19 protein-coding genes are annotated in these 16,299 nt (G+C 64.9%); 11 read left to right on the top strand and 8 right to left on the bottom strand.

The features are described from left to right. Nucleotides 1-20: 20 nt before the first annotated feature. Nucleotides 21-668 (top strand): nitroreductase, encoded by a 648-nt coding sequence (locus tag ACQR2C_RS19580; protein WP_434881890.1) that lies wholly within the window; start codon nt 21-23, stop codon nt 666-668. A 634-nt stretch (nt 669-1,302) separates the two neighbouring features. Here the strand turns inward: ACQR2C_RS19580 and ACQR2C_RS19575 are convergent. The 4 genes from ACQR2C_RS19575 to ACQR2C_RS19560 form a co-directional block, all read right to left on the bottom strand. After that, complete coding sequence (locus ACQR2C_RS19575; protein WP_316216422.1) at nt 1,303-1,986, bottom strand: acyl-homoserine-lactone synthase; 684 nt, start codon at nt 1,984-1,986, stop codon at nt 1,303-1,305. 82 nt (nt 1,987-2,068) lie between these two features. Next, the gene (locus ACQR2C_RS19570) at nt 2,069-2,803 is read right to left on the bottom strand and encodes a helix-turn-helix transcriptional regulator (RefSeq protein ID WP_316182866.1); all 735 of its coding nucleotides are present in this window, start codon (nt 2,801-2,803) and stop codon (nt 2,069-2,071) included. 158 nt (nt 2,804-2,961) lie between these two features. After that, nucleotides 2,962-3,756 (bottom strand): enoyl-CoA hydratase/isomerase family protein, encoded by a 795-nt coding sequence (locus tag ACQR2C_RS19565; protein ID WP_434881878.1) that lies wholly within the window; start codon nt 3,754-3,756, stop codon nt 2,962-2,964. Beyond that, entirely contained in the window at nt 3,753-4,865 is a 1,113-nt protein-coding gene (locus ACQR2C_RS19560; protein WP_434881877.1) for an ion transporter, read from the bottom strand. The genes ACQR2C_RS19565 and ACQR2C_RS19560 overlap by 4 nt, the downstream gene beginning before the upstream one ends. Nucleotides 4,866-5,158: 293 nt before the next feature. Here ACQR2C_RS19560 and ACQR2C_RS19555 point away from each other — a divergent pair, with 293 nt between their 5' ends. The 4 genes from ACQR2C_RS19555 (at nt 5,159) to ACQR2C_RS19540 (ending at nt 7,929) form a co-directional block, all read left to right on the top strand. Beyond that, a complete protein-coding gene (locus ACQR2C_RS19555) occupies nt 5,159-5,827 on the top strand; it encodes a Crp/Fnr family transcriptional regulator (RefSeq protein ID WP_315713745.1) in 669 nt (222 codons plus the stop codon). Nucleotides 5,828-5,847: 20 nt separating this feature from the next. Beyond that, on the top strand, nt 5,848-6,729 hold the full coding sequence (locus ACQR2C_RS19550; RefSeq protein WP_315805184.1) for a DUF6537 domain-containing protein: 882 nt from the start codon (nt 5,848-5,850) through the stop codon (nt 6,727-6,729). Between the two features lie 317 nt (nt 6,730-7,046). After that, nucleotides 7,047-7,397: a DUF3307 domain-containing protein gene (locus tag ACQR2C_RS19545; protein WP_315805268.1), complete on the top strand. Its 351-nt coding sequence runs from the start codon at nt 7,047-7,049 to the stop codon at nt 7,395-7,397. Nucleotides 7,398-7,536: 139 nt separating this feature from the next. Then, nucleotides 7,537-7,929 carry a hypothetical protein gene (locus ACQR2C_RS19540; protein ID WP_315805267.1) on the top strand — a complete coding sequence of 131 codons (393 nt, stop codon included), beginning with the start codon at nt 7,537-7,539 and terminating at the stop codon, nt 7,927-7,929. 24 nt (nt 7,930-7,953) lie between these two features. On the opposite strand, the gene ACQR2C_RS19535 is transcribed toward ACQR2C_RS19540, so the two are convergent. Both ACQR2C_RS19535 and ACQR2C_RS19530 read right to left on the bottom strand, forming a co-directional pair. Next, on the bottom strand, nt 7,954-8,274 hold the full coding sequence (locus tag ACQR2C_RS19535) for a YkgJ family cysteine cluster protein (RefSeq protein ID WP_434848588.1): 321 nt from the start codon (nt 8,272-8,274) through the stop codon (nt 7,954-7,956). Beyond that, the gene (locus ACQR2C_RS19530; RefSeq protein ID WP_315713748.1) at nt 8,267-8,965 is read right to left on the bottom strand and encodes a helix-turn-helix transcriptional regulator; all 699 of its coding nucleotides are present in this window, start codon (nt 8,963-8,965) and stop codon (nt 8,267-8,269) included. The genes ACQR2C_RS19535 and ACQR2C_RS19530 overlap by 8 nt, the downstream gene beginning before the upstream one ends. Nucleotides 8,966-9,184: 219 nt before the next feature. Between ACQR2C_RS19530 and ACQR2C_RS19525 the strand changes: the two genes are divergently transcribed. Further along, nucleotides 9,185-9,913, top strand: coding sequence for a glutathione S-transferase family protein (locus tag ACQR2C_RS19525; RefSeq protein WP_434881876.1), 729 nt, complete (start codon nt 9,185-9,187; stop codon nt 9,911-9,913). A 189-nt stretch (nt 9,914-10,102) separates the two neighbouring features. Here ACQR2C_RS19525 and ACQR2C_RS19520 read toward each other — a convergent pair whose 3' ends face one another. After that, complete coding sequence (locus tag ACQR2C_RS19520) at nt 10,103-10,726, bottom strand: pyridoxamine 5'-phosphate oxidase family protein (protein WP_434881875.1); 624 nt, start codon at nt 10,724-10,726, stop codon at nt 10,103-10,105. A gap of 120 nt (nt 10,727-10,846) precedes the next feature. On the opposite strand from ACQR2C_RS19520, the gene ACQR2C_RS19515 reads away from it, so the two are divergent. Beyond that, on the top strand, nt 10,847-11,731 hold the full coding sequence (locus ACQR2C_RS19515; protein WP_316238204.1) for a LysR family transcriptional regulator: 885 nt from the start codon (nt 10,847-10,849) through the stop codon (nt 11,729-11,731). A 5-nt stretch (nt 11,732-11,736) separates the two neighbouring features. Here the strand turns inward: ACQR2C_RS19515 and ACQR2C_RS19510 are convergent, their stop codons facing one another. Further along, complete coding sequence (locus ACQR2C_RS19510) at nt 11,737-12,150, bottom strand: PaaI family thioesterase (RefSeq protein ID WP_315805179.1); 414 nt, start codon at nt 12,148-12,150, stop codon at nt 11,737-11,739. Between the two features lie 407 nt (nt 12,151-12,557). Between ACQR2C_RS19510 and ACQR2C_RS19505 the strand changes: the two genes are divergently transcribed. The 4 genes from ACQR2C_RS19505 (at nt 12,558) to ACQR2C_RS19490 (ending at nt 16,144) form a co-directional block, all read left to right on the top strand. Further along, nucleotides 12,558-13,577 (top strand): TRAP transporter substrate-binding protein, encoded by a 1,020-nt coding sequence (locus ACQR2C_RS19505; protein ID WP_316216430.1) that lies wholly within the window; start codon nt 12,558-12,560, stop codon nt 13,575-13,577. 252 nt (nt 13,578-13,829) lie between these two features. Beyond that, on the top strand, nt 13,830-14,339 hold the full coding sequence (locus ACQR2C_RS19500; RefSeq protein WP_315805177.1) for a TRAP transporter small permease: 510 nt from the start codon (nt 13,830-13,832) through the stop codon (nt 14,337-14,339). Between the two features lie 6 nt (nt 14,340-14,345). Further along, nucleotides 14,346-15,665 carry a TRAP transporter large permease gene (locus tag ACQR2C_RS19495; protein ID WP_315805176.1) on the top strand — a complete coding sequence of 440 codons (1,320 nt, stop codon included), beginning with the start codon at nt 14,346-14,348 and terminating at the stop codon, nt 15,663-15,665. Further along, complete coding sequence (locus ACQR2C_RS19490) at nt 15,665-16,144, top strand: DUF3237 domain-containing protein (protein WP_434881874.1); 480 nt, start codon at nt 15,665-15,667, stop codon at nt 16,142-16,144. The genes ACQR2C_RS19495 and ACQR2C_RS19490 overlap by 1 nt, the downstream gene beginning before the upstream one ends. The last annotated feature ends 155 nt before the right edge of the window (nt 16,145-16,299 follow it).

The following is a 16,299-nucleotide window of genomic DNA, read 5'->3' as shown; positions in this document are numbered from 1 at the left end:
TCACCGTTCTCGAAGAGCTGATGGCCGCGCGCTTCTCCTGTCGCAGGTTCCTGCCCGAGCCCGTGCCGCGCGCCACCATCGAGCGCATCCTGGAGGCGGCGCAGAAAACCGCGTCGTGGTGCAACAGCCAGCCGTGGCGTGTCGAGATCACCTCCGGTGTGGCGACCGAGGCGTTCCGGAAGGTGATGTATGCGGCGGCCTCCAGCGGCAAGGCGGCGTCAGGCGACTTTCCTTTCCCGCGCGAATACACCGGTGTCTATCTCGAACGGCGGCGCGAGAGCGGTTTCCAGCTCTACAACGCGCTCGACATCCCGCGCGGCGACAAGGCGGGCTATGCCCGGCAGGCGCTGGAGAACTACAATTTCTTCGGCGCGCCGCATGTGGCGATCATCCACAGCGACGAGGCGCTCGGCACCTATGGCGCGATCGATTGCGGCGGCTACGTCACGAGCTTCATGCTGGCGGCGCAGGCGCTCGGCATCGCCACCGTGCCGCAGGCGGCGCTCGCGTTTCATTCCGACGTGGTGCGGCAGCACTTCGGGCTCGGCGGCGACCGCAAGGTGGTCTGCGGCATCTCGTTCGGGCATCCCGATCTCGGTGACAAGGCCAACTCCTACCGCACCCGCCGCGCCACGGTCGCGGAGACCGTCCGCTTTCACGACAAATAACTTCCCGTCCGTGGGTCGCGCGCGCGTATTGTTTGCCGGTGGAGTTCCGTTATCCGGGACTCCGGAGGGGGCGAGACGACCCGCGAGTCCATTTTTGTAAACCGAGTTTGCTGAACAAGGAGCAGCTCGGGCGGCGGCGCCATGATTTTGCCGAGGTGTCGTCCGAGTTCGGCAAGCGCGTTTCGGCAACGATGCGCGCGCTCTCCTGTCCGACCTTCACATCGAAAGCCGCCCTGAAATCAACAGTTTGTGTCTGTGATGCGCCAACCGAGACGCGTTGCTACGGGGACCAGACGTGTTGCGAGAGTCGGTGCAGGAGCGCTAATGGCTGCTGTTTGTCGAATTGGGCGCGCACTTTTCCTTCAGCTCGTGGGCTTCAAGCAATGATATTGACAAAATTCTCTCTAACATTTTGAGTTGCATCGCCCGAGCGTCAACGATGCAAAATTGCAGACGCTCGATGATCTTCTCGATTGAAGGTTCAGTCACGGCTCGAAACCTGAAGTGTCAGCGATGGATTCCATGAACACGCCGTCCAACCTTTATGCCCTCGAGGTGGATGAGGCGACGCTCCTTGGTCACCGCCTCTTGAAGGCTTTCCATAAGCTCAGGCTGAAGCGGCACCGGGAACAGCTCATTGCGCTGGCTGAGCGGCTGGTGGAAGATGAAGAAAGATATCCGGCAGGGCCTGGCGGCTGACGTCTTCGAGCCCCCGCCACGTGAGGGTTGGCCGCGTCAGGCCGATCTGCTTGCAGAGTGACTTCCAAGTCGTTTCATCGCAGTCGACGAGTACGGCCATCACCGACATCCCGTCCATCATGTGAGGTACGCCGAGCGGCCGCGCTTTCCAGCCGCACTTCTCGAACCGCGGCAGCCACCAGGTTTCGAGCACGATCGAAAAGCCGGTCAGCCCGATCGAGATGCCGTATTCCATGATTGCAGTGAGCAGCAGCATGTCGACCCGCGGGCCGGCGTGCTCGCCGCGGCGCTCCGGGATCACGAAGATGCGCGACAGCTCGTAGACGTCGGGGCGCTGGATCGGGCCGCGCAGATTCAGATACGGGAAGATGTCGCTCATCAGCGTCGGCAGCAGCGTCGGCACCGCGCGCATCGAGCCGATCAACTGGCCCTTGTCGATGCAGAACAGATAGACCGAATCCTCGGTGTCGAACTGATCGATCTCGCGCCCGTCCGGACGATCGAGCGCCATCCACTTGCGCTGCTTGACGTAGATCTCGTGGCGCAGACGGTAATATGAATCGAAATATTTCTCGTACAGAGCGCGATTATCTTTTCGAACGACATGAATCTCAGGCATCGAAACCCCCGGTCGTCTGAATCAAATTGGGGTTTGCAGATTGCCGATGCGCTCGAATTGATCCAGTGGGAGAAACGACAGATCAGATCGAGATCTCGCCGTTGACAAGAGCGGTCGCAACCGTCGCCGTCTTGTTCTTGGTTGCTAGCTTGCGCTGCGCTTCTTCCAGATGCCACCGGACGTTGCGTTCGGAGACGCCGAGGATGCGCGCCGTCTCCCACGCGGTCTTGCCGCGCGCCGCCCAGCCCAGCACCTCGGCCTCGATCCGCGACAGGCGTCGGCCCTGGTTGCTCGCGGCCGAGCGCGCCAGCGCGCGCAGCCGGCTGTGGGTGAAGATGCTGATCAGGTGCAGCGCGCCCCGCGCGTCCGGAGCGAGATTCGGATTTTCGCCTGCAAGGCTGACGGCGCCCACGGCATCGTCGTAGTGGATGGGGACGCAGAAGCCTTCGTTCAATCGGAAGTCCTTCGCGCGCATCATCACCTCATGCGCGCCGGGCTCGTCCTCGCGGTCGTAGGGAGCCTCCGACCACGCGAATGGATTCAATGTCGAGATGCAGTGCCGCGGAATAGGATCGCAGCGGTGAAACTGCTCGCGCGCATACATGTCGAACCATTCCCGCGGCCAGCCGTTGGCGAGAATGGTTTGCTGCAGCGATTGGCCCGAGGTCGGCACGCCGGCCATGATGTAGGCGTGAAAGCCCAGGTCGCTGATCATCTTCTCGAACTGGGAGAGCACGCTCGCGCTGGTCTTCGACGCTTCGATCGCATCGACGTACTCCAGAGCTCGTCGTCCCCAATACGCGTCCATCACTTGCATGTGAAAGTCTCCGCCCGTGGTTCAAGCTAGCCACGGACAAAAAGCTGTCAACCGCAAATTGGGGCTTTACGTCGATAGTTCGTTGAGCGTGTGTCAGAACACCGGCTGGATACAGCAATTTGCATGCAAAATTTTATCAGTTCGGAGCATGGCTGCGCTCAGAATTTCGGTGTTTTCTTCTCTGCAAACGATTTCATACCTTCGCGGATCTCGGCTCCGCTCATGCTGTCCCGATGCCTGCGGCGAGCCGCCGCATCGTCGAGGGCTCCGCGTGCAAACTCGTTGATGGCGCGCTTCATGCCGCGCATGGCCTGCGGGGCGTTGCCGGTCAGAATGGCCGCCAGCCGGTCGACCTCCGCGTCGAGCGCATCGGCCGTCGCCACGCCGGTGAGATAGCCGATGCGCAGCATCTCGGCCGCGTCGATCTTCTCCGCCGTCAGGAACAGACGCTTGGCATTGTCGATACCAAGGCGGGACACGTAGCGCTTGATGCCATTCGGGTAGTAGTGCAGCCCGAGCCGCGCCGCCGGCATGAACATCTCGCTGGTATCGACTCCGATTCGGAAATCGCAGGCCAGCGCCAGATCGGTCGAGCCGCCATAGACCCCGCCGTTGAGCCGGCAGATCGTCGGCAGGGCGAGGTCCTCCAGCCGGTCGACGACCTCCTCGAATGCCGGGCTGGAAGCCTCGGCCTCATCCGCCGGCGTTGCGCCGATGGCGCCAAGGTCGAAGCCGGCGCTGAACGCCCGCCCGGTGCCGGTCAAGACCAGCACGCGCAAGGCGGCGTTGGCCTCGACCCGGTCGAACAGCGCCAGCAGCTCGGCGAGGTCCTCCGGCTGGAGCCGGTTGAGATGGCGCGGACGATTGAGCCGAATGGTGGCGCGGGCGCCGTCGATGGTGAGGAGCGGCATGCTCGGCGCGTCATCGGCCTGGGTGGTCCGTCCGGTCGTCATGTCCTGTTCTCCATGGTTCGGCGCCTCGCCTCGGCAGCGATGCTCTGCGCCAGATCGGGGTGGCGTGCCATCAGCACGCGGAAATCGACGAGGTCGAGCACCAGCAGCTTCGACAGCCCTGTCGTGCTGATGTCGGCCGAGCGCAGGTTGTTCCCGAGCAAGGCCATCTCGCCGAAGAACGCGCCCTCGCCGAGCCGGACCTTCTTGCCGGGAAGGTCGACCTCGACCTCGCCGGAGGCGATGAAATACATGCAGTCGCCCGGCTCGCCCTTGCGGATCACGGCGGCGCGCGGCGGCAGGTCGATGGTGCGCAGCATCTGCGTGACGTCGGCAATGGTGGAGGGCCCGAGGCTGGCGAAGAACGGTACCTTGCTGACTGATTCCCAGGTCTTGAGAAAGTTGTCGCGCCGGGTTTCCGCGGCGAAGCCGGTCGCCAGGATGCCGGTCCATAGGCCGAACACGCCGAGGCCGGAGATCATCACCGTGGCGGCGACCACCCGCCCGAGCGGCGTGACCGGCACCACGTCGCCATAGCCCGTGGTGGTGAGGGTCACGACCGCCCACCACAGCGCGGACGGGATGCTGCCGAAGGTGGCCGGCTGCTCGTCATGTTCGAGCGCGTATTCGGCGACCGATCCGACAAACAGCACCACCAGGAACAGCACCAGCACCGACAGCAGCGGACGCGCTTCCAACACCAGCACCCGGCGGAGCCGGCGCAGGCCAGGCACGCCGGGGATCACCTTGAGCACCCAGATGACCGCCAGCAGCCACGCCGTGCGTGCCTCCATGCCCGAGACCAGCGCGGTCGGCACGGCGAGAGCGGAGATCGTGTCCAGCAGTCCCCGGCCCGACATGAGGTAGGCGGCGACGCGATGCGCCCGGGCCGCCTGCTGAACCCGAACCGCCCATTCGACGACGAAAAAGACAAGGCATCCGCACAGCAGGGCGATGATCCAGCGCCGTCCGGCCTCGTAGGCCGGGTCCATCGTCAACAGCACCATGGCGCTCATGCCGAGCGCCACGGCCGCAAAGGCCGCTTTGGTCATGTTGCGTCCGGCCAGCGCGGTGACGAATGCCGCCAGGGCAGGGTGCTGCGGTTTGGTCATTGCTGGCGGGCGTCGGTCGCTGATCTCAGAGCCGCAGGAGATCGCGGCGGCGGCAAGGTGCCCCGATCGGGGGAATCCCGTCAACGATGCGGGCCGGTCGGTTGCGCGGGTGCCTCCGGCAGGTCCAAGCCGTCCTACTTCGAGCGGGAATTTTTGAGTGTCGGCTCAAATACCGGTTCAAACGTCGTCTGTTCGCCGTATATCAGAGGTCGGCATGGACACGCTAAATTAGGCAAAAGGAGGCCGGAACCGAGCGTCCGCCCTCCTGCGTCCCAAGAGTCTGGTTGATCCCAATGGATACCTCACACCTGGTCGAACATGCGGGCGCCGCCGGCAGCCTCTTCGCCTCGATCTTCGTGGTCGCCACGCTGTCGATGCGGACCATGATTCCGCTGCGGGTTTTCGCCATCCTCACCAACATCGTCCTGATCGCGACCGCGGTGCCGATGCACAACTATCCGGTCCTGATCCTGCACGGGGTGCTGCTGCCGCTCAACAGCTATCGGCTCCACCAGATGCTGCAACTGGTCCGCGACGTGAAGCAGTCGGTCAACAGCGACCTCTCCATGGAATGGCTGAAGCCGTTCATGACCGAGCGCAAATGCGGTCCCGGCGAGGTGCTGTTCTACAAGGACGAGAAGGCCGACAGCATGTACTACATCGTCAGCGGCCGCTTCCGCCTGGTCGAATCCGGCATCGAGCTGCCGGTGGGCGCGATCGTCGGCGAGTTCGGCATGATCTCCCCGTCCAATACGCGCACGCAGACGCTGGAATGCGTCGAGGGCGGGCTGATCCTGTCGGTGTCCTACGACCAGGTCGAGCAGCTCTACGTCCAGAACCCCGCCTTCGCCTTCTACTTCCTGCGCCTCGCCAGCGCCCGGCTGTTCCAGAACATCGAAACGCTCGAGCGGCGGCTGGCGCAACAGACCACCGCGCCGGCGCCCGTCGCCAAGCCGGCGTGATCCGGGGAGCCTGAAGCCCAGTGGAAAGCGTCCGGTCCTCGCTGCGATATCTGTTCGCCGACGTCATCGGCGACGACGATGGCGAGCCGCCTTTTCTGCCTCAGGGCCTGCCTGACGCCGCCGTGCCGACGGTGAGCGATGGCATCCATCTGCTGATGGAGTATCAGGGCGCGAGCTATGCGCAGCTCTACGTCGATCGCATCAAGCGATTCGTGCGCAGATCGAACGTCGATGCCGGCATGCTGTCTCAGATCGCGCAGCTGCTGGCCGCCCGCATGGCCTACGAGGATCCGATCCGGATCGCCCAGCTCAGATTGATCAGCCTCGACATGGGGCAGCGCCCGGGGGGACGCGAGAGCGATGACGTGCGGCGGTTTCGCCTCGACGAACTGATCGGTGCGCTGCCGCAGGCCGTGGCGGAATCGTTGCTGGCAGCCTTCGAGCAGGTCGGCTGGCTGGGCCGGCGCCGGGTCAAGGTCCGCTTCTCGGTTCGATCGCCGCTCGCCATTCGCCGTCTCAAGCTGATGGCCGGCCTGCGGCGCTGGCGGCTGCAGTCGGTGCGCTATGGCGAGGAGCGCGCCTGGGCCGAACGGTGGCTGCACATGATCGCGCGCGCGCTGGACAAGCAGCCTGCGGCGGCGTCCGCCGTGATCGGCACGGCGACCATGATCCAGGGGCAGGGCGACGGCTACCGGCAGGGTCTCGCCGATTGGCATGCCATCATCGATGGCCTGGCCAAGCCCACCTTCGATGGCGTGCTGCCGATCTCGGATCTCGCCTCCGCCATCGCCGAGGCGCGCGCCGTTGCGCTGGCAGAGCCGGGACAGGGCGCGCTGAAGCGGGCCATCGCGCAGATCCGGGCGAGGGCGCTGTCAGCACCGAAGACCGACGCCGCTGAATGAAACGCCGCGACTGCGGCCGGTTCGCAGATGCACGGTGGCGGGTAACCTTACCCCCCGCGGAATTGCCGGGAAGGGCGGCAGGGCGCGATTTGAGGTTCCCTTTCGCGTGCAATTCGCTACCGGAGATGTCATAAGCGTCGCATACGCGTCGAATTGGCCGGGTATTCTCATCAGATTGCGCTGAACGCCTCCAGTTCCCCGTGCGTCCAAGGGTTGGTTCCCAGGGTTGGTTCCAAGGGTTAGTCGTAGCGAGAGCGTCAGCTTTGTCTTTTCCTTCTTTGTCGTCGCAGGTTCCGGTTGGTGCGCTGGTCGGCTGGATGCTGCTGCTGACCTTCAAGCACATCATTGGCGACTTCGTTCTGCAGAACGCCTGGATGGCCTATGGCAAGGACCAACGGAAGGGCTGGGCGCTGCCGCTGTTGGTGCACTGCCTGATCCATCTCGCCGTCGCCATGGTTCTGATCCTGATCGTCGCGCCGAGATTCTGGTTCGTCGCCGTGATCGACTTCGCCATTCACATCACCATCGATCGCATCAAGGGCATCTGCTCGTCGCGGTTCGGCATGAACACCGAGCACCGATGGTTCTGGACCCTGATCGGCGTCGACCAGGCGCTGCATCACCTCACCGGATTCGGGCTCTCGATCTTCATGGCCGCGAACGGCTGAGTCCGGTCGCGGTGCGTCGCGGCGAAGCTGCGCCGACGGCGGCAGCCCCGTGTCAAGCCGGGGGTGGGACGACCGTTCGGTTTGGTTAACCGGACGTTAGCGATTCGCGCCGCATCGTCGCGCCATGGCAATCAAACAGATGCTTCAAAGTCGCGATGCGTTCGACAGCGATTCGTGCCCGGTCGGCGACGAGCTTCTCGGCGAGCTCTACCGTGCCGACGCCAACGGGCTGCCCGCGCTGGTCGAGAGCGTCTCCGCCGATGTGAGGGCCATGCTGGCGCTGTTCTGTTACAGGCGCACGCATCTTCACCCGCTGGCGCTTGCGATTGCATCCACCTGCAGCGAGCAGGACCTGTCGCAGTTCGGCGGCCGGGTCGGATCGGCGCTGTATGCGCAGTCCCGCGGCGGTCGGGCGGGTCCGGCCAGCGCGACCTCGAGCCGCAAGCCGATCTCGCTGTCGACCAAGCCGCTCTCGGTGATGAAGCCGTTCGAGGACGATCTCGACGACAGCCCCGAGCCGGTCACGGCCTGACTCCCCGTCTTCCTGGCCTTTGGCTCAGGCGAGCACGGGCAGCCCGAACTTGCGCCGGGCCATCGCGCATTCGGCGTCACCCGGCATGCAGATGCGGCACACCTCAGGGCGGATCGCGTAGATCCGGCACGAGACCGCGCGCGCGATCTCGCCATCGAGCCCGCAGCAGCGGTCGCCGTCGCAGCGCATGCCCGACAGCCGCTCGTTGACCAGCTCGGCCGGGATCAGGTCGAGGGCTTCATCCTCCTCGATCGTGAAGCGCGGCCAGTTCGACGAATAGGCGCAGCACGCGCCGCAGCTCTGACAGGGGCTGCTGTCAGTCTCGCCAGACACCGGTTCAGACATCCTTGGGAACCTCCCACACCAGGCTGCGCCGCCATTTGGCGCGCAGCGCCTCGCGCCTTTCAGGATATTTGTCGTCGAGATAATCCGCCTCGACGACACGGTCGGTCCTGAAGCTGCGGAAGTCGCGACGCAGCTCGCACCAGGCGGCGAGGATGCGCACCGCGTCATGATAGCCGATCGCGATCGGCCAGATCACGCGCTCGCTGTCGCGGCCCTGCTCGTCGCGATAGCGTAAGCGGATCTTGCGTCCCTCGTGGATCTGCGAGCGCGTGCGTGACATGTCGATGCGGTCCGGCTCGCGCATCCACGGCCGCGGCGCGCGGCTCGCCGGCTCCAGCACGAATGGCCTTAAGCGCTCCGGCACGGTGTCGGCGATCTTGGCCATCAGGTCTTCCGCCGCGCGCGCCAGCACCGGGTCGGCGTTGACCGCGACCCATTGCGCGCCAAGCACCGCCGCCTCGATCTCGTCCGGCGTCAGCATCAAGGGCGGCAGATCGAAACCCTTCTCCAGGATGTAGCCCATGCCGGCCTCGCCGCGGATCGGCACGCGCTGCCCGATCAGGGTGGCGATGTCGCGATAGATCGTGCGCTTCGAGGTCTCGAGCTCGGCCGCGATCGCATCCGCCGTCAATGGGCGGCGCGTGCGTCTCAGCACCTGGATGATCTGGAACAGCCGGTCGGCGCGTCTCATGGTGTGTCCTGCGAGCGGCGAGCACCCCCGCCGATGCTGACAGGATGCTGGCAGCAGCCTGTCCTTATACCGGGCCAACAACGAGATTGAAGGGGTGATGTCGATGATGATGTTTTATGGCCTTGGCCTGGCCACCACGCTACTGCCGCTGCTGACACCATGGTGGCAGCAGCACGTTCGTAGCGTCCGGCGTCTGCTCAGGAAGTCGGGAGTGCTGTCATGATCACATTGTTCGGTTTGGGCGCGGGCTTCGGCCTGCCGGAGATCAGCCCCTTCGTCACCAAGACGGAGGTGCAATTGAAGATGGCGGGCCTCGACTATCGGAAGCAGCGGGCGATGCCGCCGGCGTCGCCGAAGGGGCAACTGCCCTTCATCGACGATGGCGGCGAGCTGATTGCCGATTCGACCTTCATCCGTGCCCACATCGAGCGCAAATACGGCTTCGACTTCGATTCCGGACTCGACGTGCGCGCGCGGGCGCAGGCCTGGGGGTTCGAGCGCATGATCGAGCATCATCTGTATTTCGCGCTGGTCGGGGCGCGCTGGGTCGATCCGGTCAACTTCGCCAAGGGGCCGGCGCATTTCTTCGACGGCGTGCCGGCCGACAAGCGCGAGAAGCTGCGCGAGGACGCGCAGTTTCGTGTCGCCGAGAACTATCTGATCTCCGGGCTCGGCCGGCACGCGCCGGACGAGGACGTCGATCTCGCCGCGCGCTCGCTGCGCGCGCTGTCGGTGCAGCTCGGAGACCGGCCTTATCTGATGGGTGATCGTCCATGCGGCACCGACGCGACCGCGTTCGCCGTCATCGCCGGCATTCTCACGCCGTTCTTCGAATCCGAGCTCCGCCGCAGGACCGAAAGCTTCGGCAATCTCGTCGCCTATGCCGAGCGCATGATGGCGCAGTACTATCCCGAGTTCGATTGGGGCAGGGCGGCCGAGGCCGCCTGAGTTCTTAAGCCCCACCCACGTCATTCCGGGGGCAAGGCCGCAGGCCTTGAACCCGGAATCTCGAGATTGTTTTGCGCTCTACTCATGTCGAGATTCCGGGTTCAATCGCCCGTGCACTACCGCGCACGAACGATTGCCCCGGAATGACGACCAAGCACAGGTCCACAGTGCTGAAGGCAGAGGACTTCGTCAGAGGGCCTCGCCCTTCAACCGCGCCACCTCCGCCTCCAGCTCCGCGATGCGCGCATCGCGCACGGCCAGCGCTTCGGCGACGTCGGCCGCGTCGAACTTCTGCGGGATGTGCTGCGGGCAGTTGGTGTCCCAGGCGCTGATCGTGAACAGGATGACCTGCTCGGGCCGAGCCCTGTAGCCTCTCGGCATCAGCGAGGCCGTCAGCGCGGCATCATCCTCGACCACCCGCGCCGTCCCCCAGATCTTCACCCGGCGGCGATGCGCGTAGTCCATGACGAAGATGTAGGCGTGCGGGTTCTCCGACAGATTGCCCTGGGTGATGTACTGCCGGTTGCCGCTGAAGTCGGCGAACGCCAGCGTGTGGCTGTCGAGCACCTTGAGAAAGCCCTTCGGTCCGCCGCGATGCTGGATATAGGGCTGGCCGTCGGCCGAGGCGGTCGCGAGATAGAAGCTCGTGGCCTCGGCGAGGCGGCCGGCGAGATCGGCGTCGACCTCGTGGCGAAAGCCGCGGCTCTGCTCCACATGCGCGTAGCTCTCGCGCGACCCCTTGCGGGCCTGGATCGCCTTGACGGCGGGTGAGAACATGACGTCGCCGGGTGCCTGGATGGTTGGCTGGGTCATCGCAATGACTCCTTGTCGCTGCGGCCGTGACTGCCGCCGTGAAGGGAATATGGTCCCAATTCCCCGGGGAAATAATCTGGCCAGTTGACATTGGATCGTTGCAGATGTTGCAATAATCCCATGGACCGCATCGATGCCATGCAGGCGTTCGTCACCGTCGCCGAGCTGAACGGCTTCGCACCGGCGGCGCGCCGGCTCAAGCTGTCACCATCGGCGGTCACCCGTTTGGTCGCCGCGCTCGAAGCGCATCTTGGCGTCCGCCTGCTGCAGCGGACGACGCGCTCGGTGACGCTGACCGATTCCGGACGACGCTATCTGGAACGCGCTGGCCGCATCCTGGCCGATCTGGCGGAGGCGGAGCGCGCCGCGGAGAGCGAGCGCCTGCAGCCGGTGGGGCGGCTGGTGGTCTCGGCGCCGGTCGGCTTCGGCCGGCTCCATGTCGGTCCGGTCATGGCCGCGTATCTGAGCCGCTATGCCGAGGTCGCGGCCGAGCTGCGCCTCGAGGACCGCCAGATCAATCTGGTGGAGGACGGCGTCGACTGTGCCGTTCGGATCGGCCATCTCGGCGATTCGTCGCTCGTGGCCCGCCAGGTCGGCAGCATGCGCCGGATCGTGGTCGGGGCTCCCGCCTACTTCAAAGGCCAAGGCGAGCCGCGGACACCCGATGCGCTGGCGAAGCACCAGACCATCCAGTTCGGCCCGGCCGACGAATGGCGCTTCGTCAAGGAGGGCAGGGAACTGCGGATTGCGGTCAGCCCGCGGCTCGTTACCAACAATGCCGACGCCGCGATCCAATATGCCGAGGCGGGCGGCGGCGTGACACGGGTGATGGCCTATCAGGCCGCCGACGCGCTGCGTGGCGGCCGCCTCAAGCGGGTGCTGGCGAAATACGAGCCGCCGCCACTTCCCATCCACATCGTGTTCCCGAGCTCCCGGCTCCTATCAGCCAAGGTCCGCGCCTTCATCGACCTGATCGCCACGACCTGCGACTGGCGCTTCGGCTGACGACGTCACTCCTTCTTCGGCACCACGCGAAACGTCGCGTTCGCCCGCGCGATCACGGCGTCGTCGGCCAGCACCAGGCTCTGTACGAAGCAGACGGTGCGTCCGCTCTTGATGACGTCGCTCTCGACGCTGAGCCACTGCCCGATCCCGGCGCTGCCGATGTAGTCGACTGCGAGGTTGATCGTCACCAACGACGCCTCCCAGCCCAGCGTCTGGGCGCAGCTATAGCCCATCGCATTGTCGGCCAGCGATGCGATCAGGCCGCCATGGATCAGCCCGCGCGAATTGGTGTGCGGCACGGCGAGCCGCAGACCGAGGATGACGGCCTTGTCGGTTCTCCTGGCGTAGAGCGGCTCCCAGGGATCGGTGAACGGGCTCTTGCGGAAATGCGGCTCGAAGCCGGCGGGAATGCTGCTCACGCGTGTCTCGATCGTTGCTGGCGATGTCCGCAGTCAACGACGTCTCCGCGCGTTTTGCACCGCCTACAAAGTTTCAAACGTGTTTTGCGCGGATGTTTGAAACAGTGCGCGCCGACGCCGGAGGAGATGGCGCACGATGTCGCAGGGCCGCTCGACGCCTCGTGGCAATTTCGCGGTGTGCCGATGCAGTCGTGCAATTTCGGGTGCACTCAAGATGCTTAACGTGTTAATGAATTGGTCGCGCGGGTGCAACTTTCGTCTGCCAGACTTGCGCTGGCTGGCGCGATAGGGGCAGGCTCGCGCGTGCAGCGACGGCAGGTCTGCCGTCACGCTTGCAATGATGGTTATATGCTATAACAATGAAGCAAAGGGCCCTCGAAGGCCCATGATGGAAGGAGAGGATCCCGATGAGGAAGACGCTTCTGGCGTTGGCGCTGGCTGCCGGTGTGACCACCCCCGTGCTCGCGCAGGACAAGACGTTCGAGCTGAAGATTTCGCACTGGGTGCCCGCCAGCCATCCGCTGCAGAAGGCGCTGGAGGATTGGGCCGCATCGGTCGAAAAGGCCTCGGGCGGCACCATCAAGGGCAAGGTGTTCCCGGCGCAGCAGCTCGGCAAGGCCTTCGACCATTACGACATGGCGCGCGACGGCATCGCCGATGTCACCTATGTGAATCCCGGCTATCAGCCCGGCCGTTTCCCGATCATCGGCGCCGGCGAGCTGCCGTTCCTGGTCTCCGACGCCAAGGGCGGCTCGGAAGGTCTGGACGCGTGGTACCGCAAATATGCCGAGAAGGAGATGAAGGACGTCAAGTATTGCCTCGCCTTCGTCCACACGCCCTCGGCTTTCCACACCCGCACCAAGAAGGTCGTCGTGCCCGAGGACGTCAAGGGCATGAAGATCCGCCCGGCGGATGCGACGATCGCCAATTTCGTCACCCTGCTCGGCGGCACCAATGTGCAGTCGTCGGCGCCGGAAGTGCGCGACATCATCGAGCGCGGCGTCGCTGACGGCGTCACCTTTCCGGCGGGCTCGCTGGTGCTGTTCGGAGTCGACAAGGTCACGAAGTACCACATGGACGCGCCGTTCTACGTGACGACCTTCGTGTTCGTCATGAACAAGGACAAGTACAACCAGATGTCGGCGATGCAGAAGAAGGCGATCGACGACAATTGCAACACGGAGACCGCCGGCAAGGTCGGCGAGCCCTGGGGCAAGTTCGAGGACGCCGGCGTCGACAAGATCAAGGCCGAGTCCGGCCAGGAGGTCTACAAGCTGACGCCGGAGCAGACCGCTTTGTGGAAGAAGGCCTCCGAGCCGCTGTTCAAGACCTGGGCCGACGGCGTCAAGAAGACCGGCGTCGACGCCGAGGCCGCCATGACCGAGCTGAAGGCCTCGCTCGCCAAGTACAACGCGCTGGCGCAGTAGCGCTCTTTACATCGCGCTGTTGCGCAGCAGACGGTGCGCTCCCTCTCCCCGTTCTGACGGAGAGAGGGTCGGGGTGAGGGGCAGCCGCACGGGTGGTGCGAGCCGTTAGACCTGTACCCCCTCACCCCAACCCTCTCCCCGCCTTAGCGAAGCTTCGCTTCGCCCTGGCGGGGCGAGGGGGCCCACCGCCTGCTGCGCGGCAGCGCGCGCTCCAATCTACAAGCCTACGACCAGATTTCAAACGGGGACGCCATGCAGCGCGCCTACATGGACCGGATCATCGATGCGATCGAATGGATCGCGGCGTTCTTCGTCGGCATCGTCGCGCTCGACATCTTCCTGTCGGTGCTGCTCCGCAACACGCTGAACTATTCGATCCCCGATTCCTTCGACATCGGGCGCATGCTGCTCGGCATCCTGATCTTCTGGGGCATCGCTGCGACATCCTATCGCGGCACACACATCACCGTGGATCTGATCTGGGGCAATGTCGGCCCGCGCTATCAGCGCTGGATCGACATCTTCGCAACGCTGGTGCTGCTGTTCGTCGTCACGGTGCAGACCTGGACCCTGTTCGACAAGGTGCGCGGCACCTATGAGGACAACGTCCTCACCTTCGATCTGCACATGCCGACCTGGCCGTTCTTCGCAATCGCCTGGATCGGCGACGTTTCGGCGGTGCTCCTGATCGCCATCCGGACCTATCGCCTGATCTTCCACCCCGAGGAGATTCATGACCCTCACGTCAAGCCCACGGAGTAGTGCCGCATGAGCACGGATGCGGTTGCCGTCATCGGCTTCGTTGCGCTGTTTGCGCTGATGCTGCTGCGCGTGCCCGTCGGCATGGCGATGGGACTCGTCGGCGTGTCCGGCTTCGCCTATCTCGTCAACGGCACGGCGGCGCTGAAGCTGGTCGGCCAGACCTCGATGCGCACGGTCACGGACTACACGTTCGGCGTGATCCCGATGTTCCTGCTGATGGGAACGTTCGTGTCCAACTCCGGCATGAGCCGCGAGCTGTTCCGTGCCGCCAACGGCTTCGTCGGCCATCTGCGTGGCGGGCTCGGCATCGCCACCGTCGCCGCCTGCGGCGGCTTCGCTGCGATCTGCGGTTCGTCGGTGGCGACCGCCGCGACGTTCTCGGCGGTGGCCTATCCCGAGATGCGCCGCTTCGGCTATCCGCAGTCCTTCGCCACCGGCGTCATCGCCGCCGGCGGCACCTTGGGCGCGATGCTGCCGCCGTCGACCGTGCTCGCCGTCTACGGCATCATCACCGAGCAGGACATCGGCAAGCTGTTCATCGCCGGCATCATCCCCGGCCTGTTGGCGATGACCATGTACATGATCACCATCACGGTGATCGGCCGTGTCAGGCCGGATTTTCTCCCGAAGGGCGAGGCGCCGCCGTGGCGCGAGCGCATCGCGGGCCTGAAAGGCATCTGGGCGCCGGTGCTGCTGTTCCTGTTCGTGATCGGCGGTCTCTATGGTCTGCCGTTCCTGCCGCGCTTCACGCCGACGGAAGCCGGCGGCGTCGGCGCCACCGGCGCATTCCTGATCGGCGTGTTCACCGGCCGGCTCGACAAGGACAAGATCCTGGCTTCGCTGCTGCAGGCCACGCGCACCGCGGCCGCGGTGTTCACCGTGCTGATCGGCGCGCTGATCTTCGGCTACTTCCTGACGGTGACGCAGACGCCGCAGAAGGTGACGGAGTTCCTCACCGGCCTCGGCCTCGGCCCCTACGGGGTGCTGGCGCTGATCATGGTGATGTATCTCGTGCTCGGCTGCCTGATGGATGCGATGGCGATGATCATCCTGACCGTGCCGATCATCTTCCCGGTCATCTCCCATCTCGGCTTCGATCCGATCTGGTTCGGCGTCATCATCGTGATGACCGTCGAGCTCGGCCTGATCCATCCGCCGGTCGGCATGAACGTCTTCGTCATCAAGAGCGTGGTGAAGGACGTGTCGTTCTCGACGATCTTCAAGGGCGTGCTGCCCTTCGTCGTCACCGACCTGATCCGCCTGGTGATCCTGATCGCCTTCCCGCTGCTGGCCACCTGGCTGCCGCAACAGATGATGGCCCGCTGATGACGACCCCGATCCTCGAGACCCGCTACGTCTTCACCCTCACCGTGATGATCGGCGACGTCACCAGTGCCGGCGAGACCGGCATCGGCGTGCGCCGGATCATCCCGATCCATGGCGGCGAGGTGAAGGGCCCCGGCCGCGCCGGTGAGGGCATCAGGGGCAGGATCTGCAATTTCGGCGCCGACTTCCAGATCATCCGTCCGAACGAGCTGATCGACCTCGAAGCCAAATATGGCTTCGAGACCGACGACGGCGCGACGATCTACGTCGAGAACCGCGGCATCCGCTTCGGACCGGTCGACCTGTTGCAGAAGCTCAAGCGCGGCGAGCCGGTGGACCCCAAGCTGATCTACTTCCGCACCCATCCGCGCTTCGAGACCGGCCACGAGAAATATCGCTGGCTGATGGAGCACGTCTTCGTCGGCTCGGCGGCCCGGCACGCCGACCGCGTCATCATCGACGTCCACGTGGTGTTGTAGGCCCATCGGCCTGCGTAGTGCGATCGCATCAGGCGGCCTGAGTTTGACGGTAGCCTGTCGCCACGTCGTCATGGCCGGGCTTGTCCCGGCCATCCACGTCCTCCGGCTGCGGAGAACGACGTGGATGCCCGGGACAAGCCCGGGCATGACGGAGT

It is taken from the genome of Bradyrhizobium sp. HKCCYLRH3061, assembly GCF_051168015.1.
Classification (GTDB): domain Bacteria; phylum Pseudomonadota; class Alphaproteobacteria; order Rhizobiales; family Xanthobacteraceae; genus Bradyrhizobium.
This window is presented reverse-complemented; position numbering and strand designations above follow the sequence as displayed.

Excerpts from the sequence above, each read along its gene's own strand:
- ACQR2C_RS19580 (WP_434881890.1), top strand. The coding sequence starts at position 21 with ATGGCCGCGCGCTTCTCCTGTCGCAGGTTCCTGCCCGAGCCCGTGCCG.
- ACQR2C_RS19575 (WP_316216422.1), bottom strand. The coding sequence starts at position 1,986 with ATGCCTGAGATTCATGTCGTTCGAAAAGATAATCGCGCTCTGTACGAG.
- ACQR2C_RS19570 (WP_316182866.1), bottom strand. The coding sequence starts at position 2,803 with ATGCAAGTGATGGACGCGTATTGGGGACGACGAGCTCTGGAGTACGTC.
- ACQR2C_RS19565 (WP_434881878.1), bottom strand. The coding sequence starts at position 3,756 with ATGACGACCGGACGGACCACCCAGGCCGATGACGCGCCGAGCATGCCG.
- ACQR2C_RS19560 (WP_434881877.1), bottom strand. The coding sequence starts at position 4,865 with ATGACCAAACCGCAGCACCCTGCCCTGGCGGCATTCGTCACCGCGCTG.
- ACQR2C_RS19555 (WP_315713745.1), top strand. The coding sequence starts at position 5,159 with ATGGATACCTCACACCTGGTCGAACATGCGGGCGCCGCCGGCAGCCTC.
- ACQR2C_RS19545 (WP_315805268.1), top strand. The coding sequence starts at position 7,047 with ATGCTGCTGCTGACCTTCAAGCACATCATTGGCGACTTCGTTCTGCAG.
- ACQR2C_RS19540 (WP_315805267.1), top strand. The coding sequence starts at position 7,537 with ATGCTTCAAAGTCGCGATGCGTTCGACAGCGATTCGTGCCCGGTCGGC.
- ACQR2C_RS19535 (WP_434848588.1), bottom strand. The coding sequence starts at position 8,274 with ATGTCTGAACCGGTGTCTGGCGAGACTGACAGCAGCCCCTGTCAGAGC.
- ACQR2C_RS19530 (WP_315713748.1), bottom strand. The coding sequence starts at position 8,965 with ATGAGACGCGCCGACCGGCTGTTCCAGATCATCCAGGTGCTGAGACGC.
- ACQR2C_RS19525 (WP_434881876.1), top strand. The coding sequence starts at position 9,185 with ATGATCACATTGTTCGGTTTGGGCGCGGGCTTCGGCCTGCCGGAGATC.
- ACQR2C_RS19520 (WP_434881875.1), bottom strand. The coding sequence starts at position 10,726 with ATGACCCAGCCAACCATCCAGGCACCCGGCGACGTCATGTTCTCACCC.
- ACQR2C_RS19515 (WP_316238204.1), top strand. The coding sequence starts at position 10,847 with ATGGACCGCATCGATGCCATGCAGGCGTTCGTCACCGTCGCCGAGCTG.
- ACQR2C_RS19505 (WP_316216430.1), top strand. The coding sequence starts at position 12,558 with ATGAGGAAGACGCTTCTGGCGTTGGCGCTGGCTGCCGGTGTGACCACC.
- ACQR2C_RS19500 (WP_315805177.1), top strand. The coding sequence starts at position 13,830 with ATGCAGCGCGCCTACATGGACCGGATCATCGATGCGATCGAATGGATC.
- ACQR2C_RS19495 (WP_315805176.1), top strand. The coding sequence starts at position 14,346 with ATGAGCACGGATGCGGTTGCCGTCATCGGCTTCGTTGCGCTGTTTGCG.
- ACQR2C_RS19490 (WP_434881874.1), top strand. The coding sequence starts at position 15,665 with ATGACGACCCCGATCCTCGAGACCCGCTACGTCTTCACCCTCACCGTG.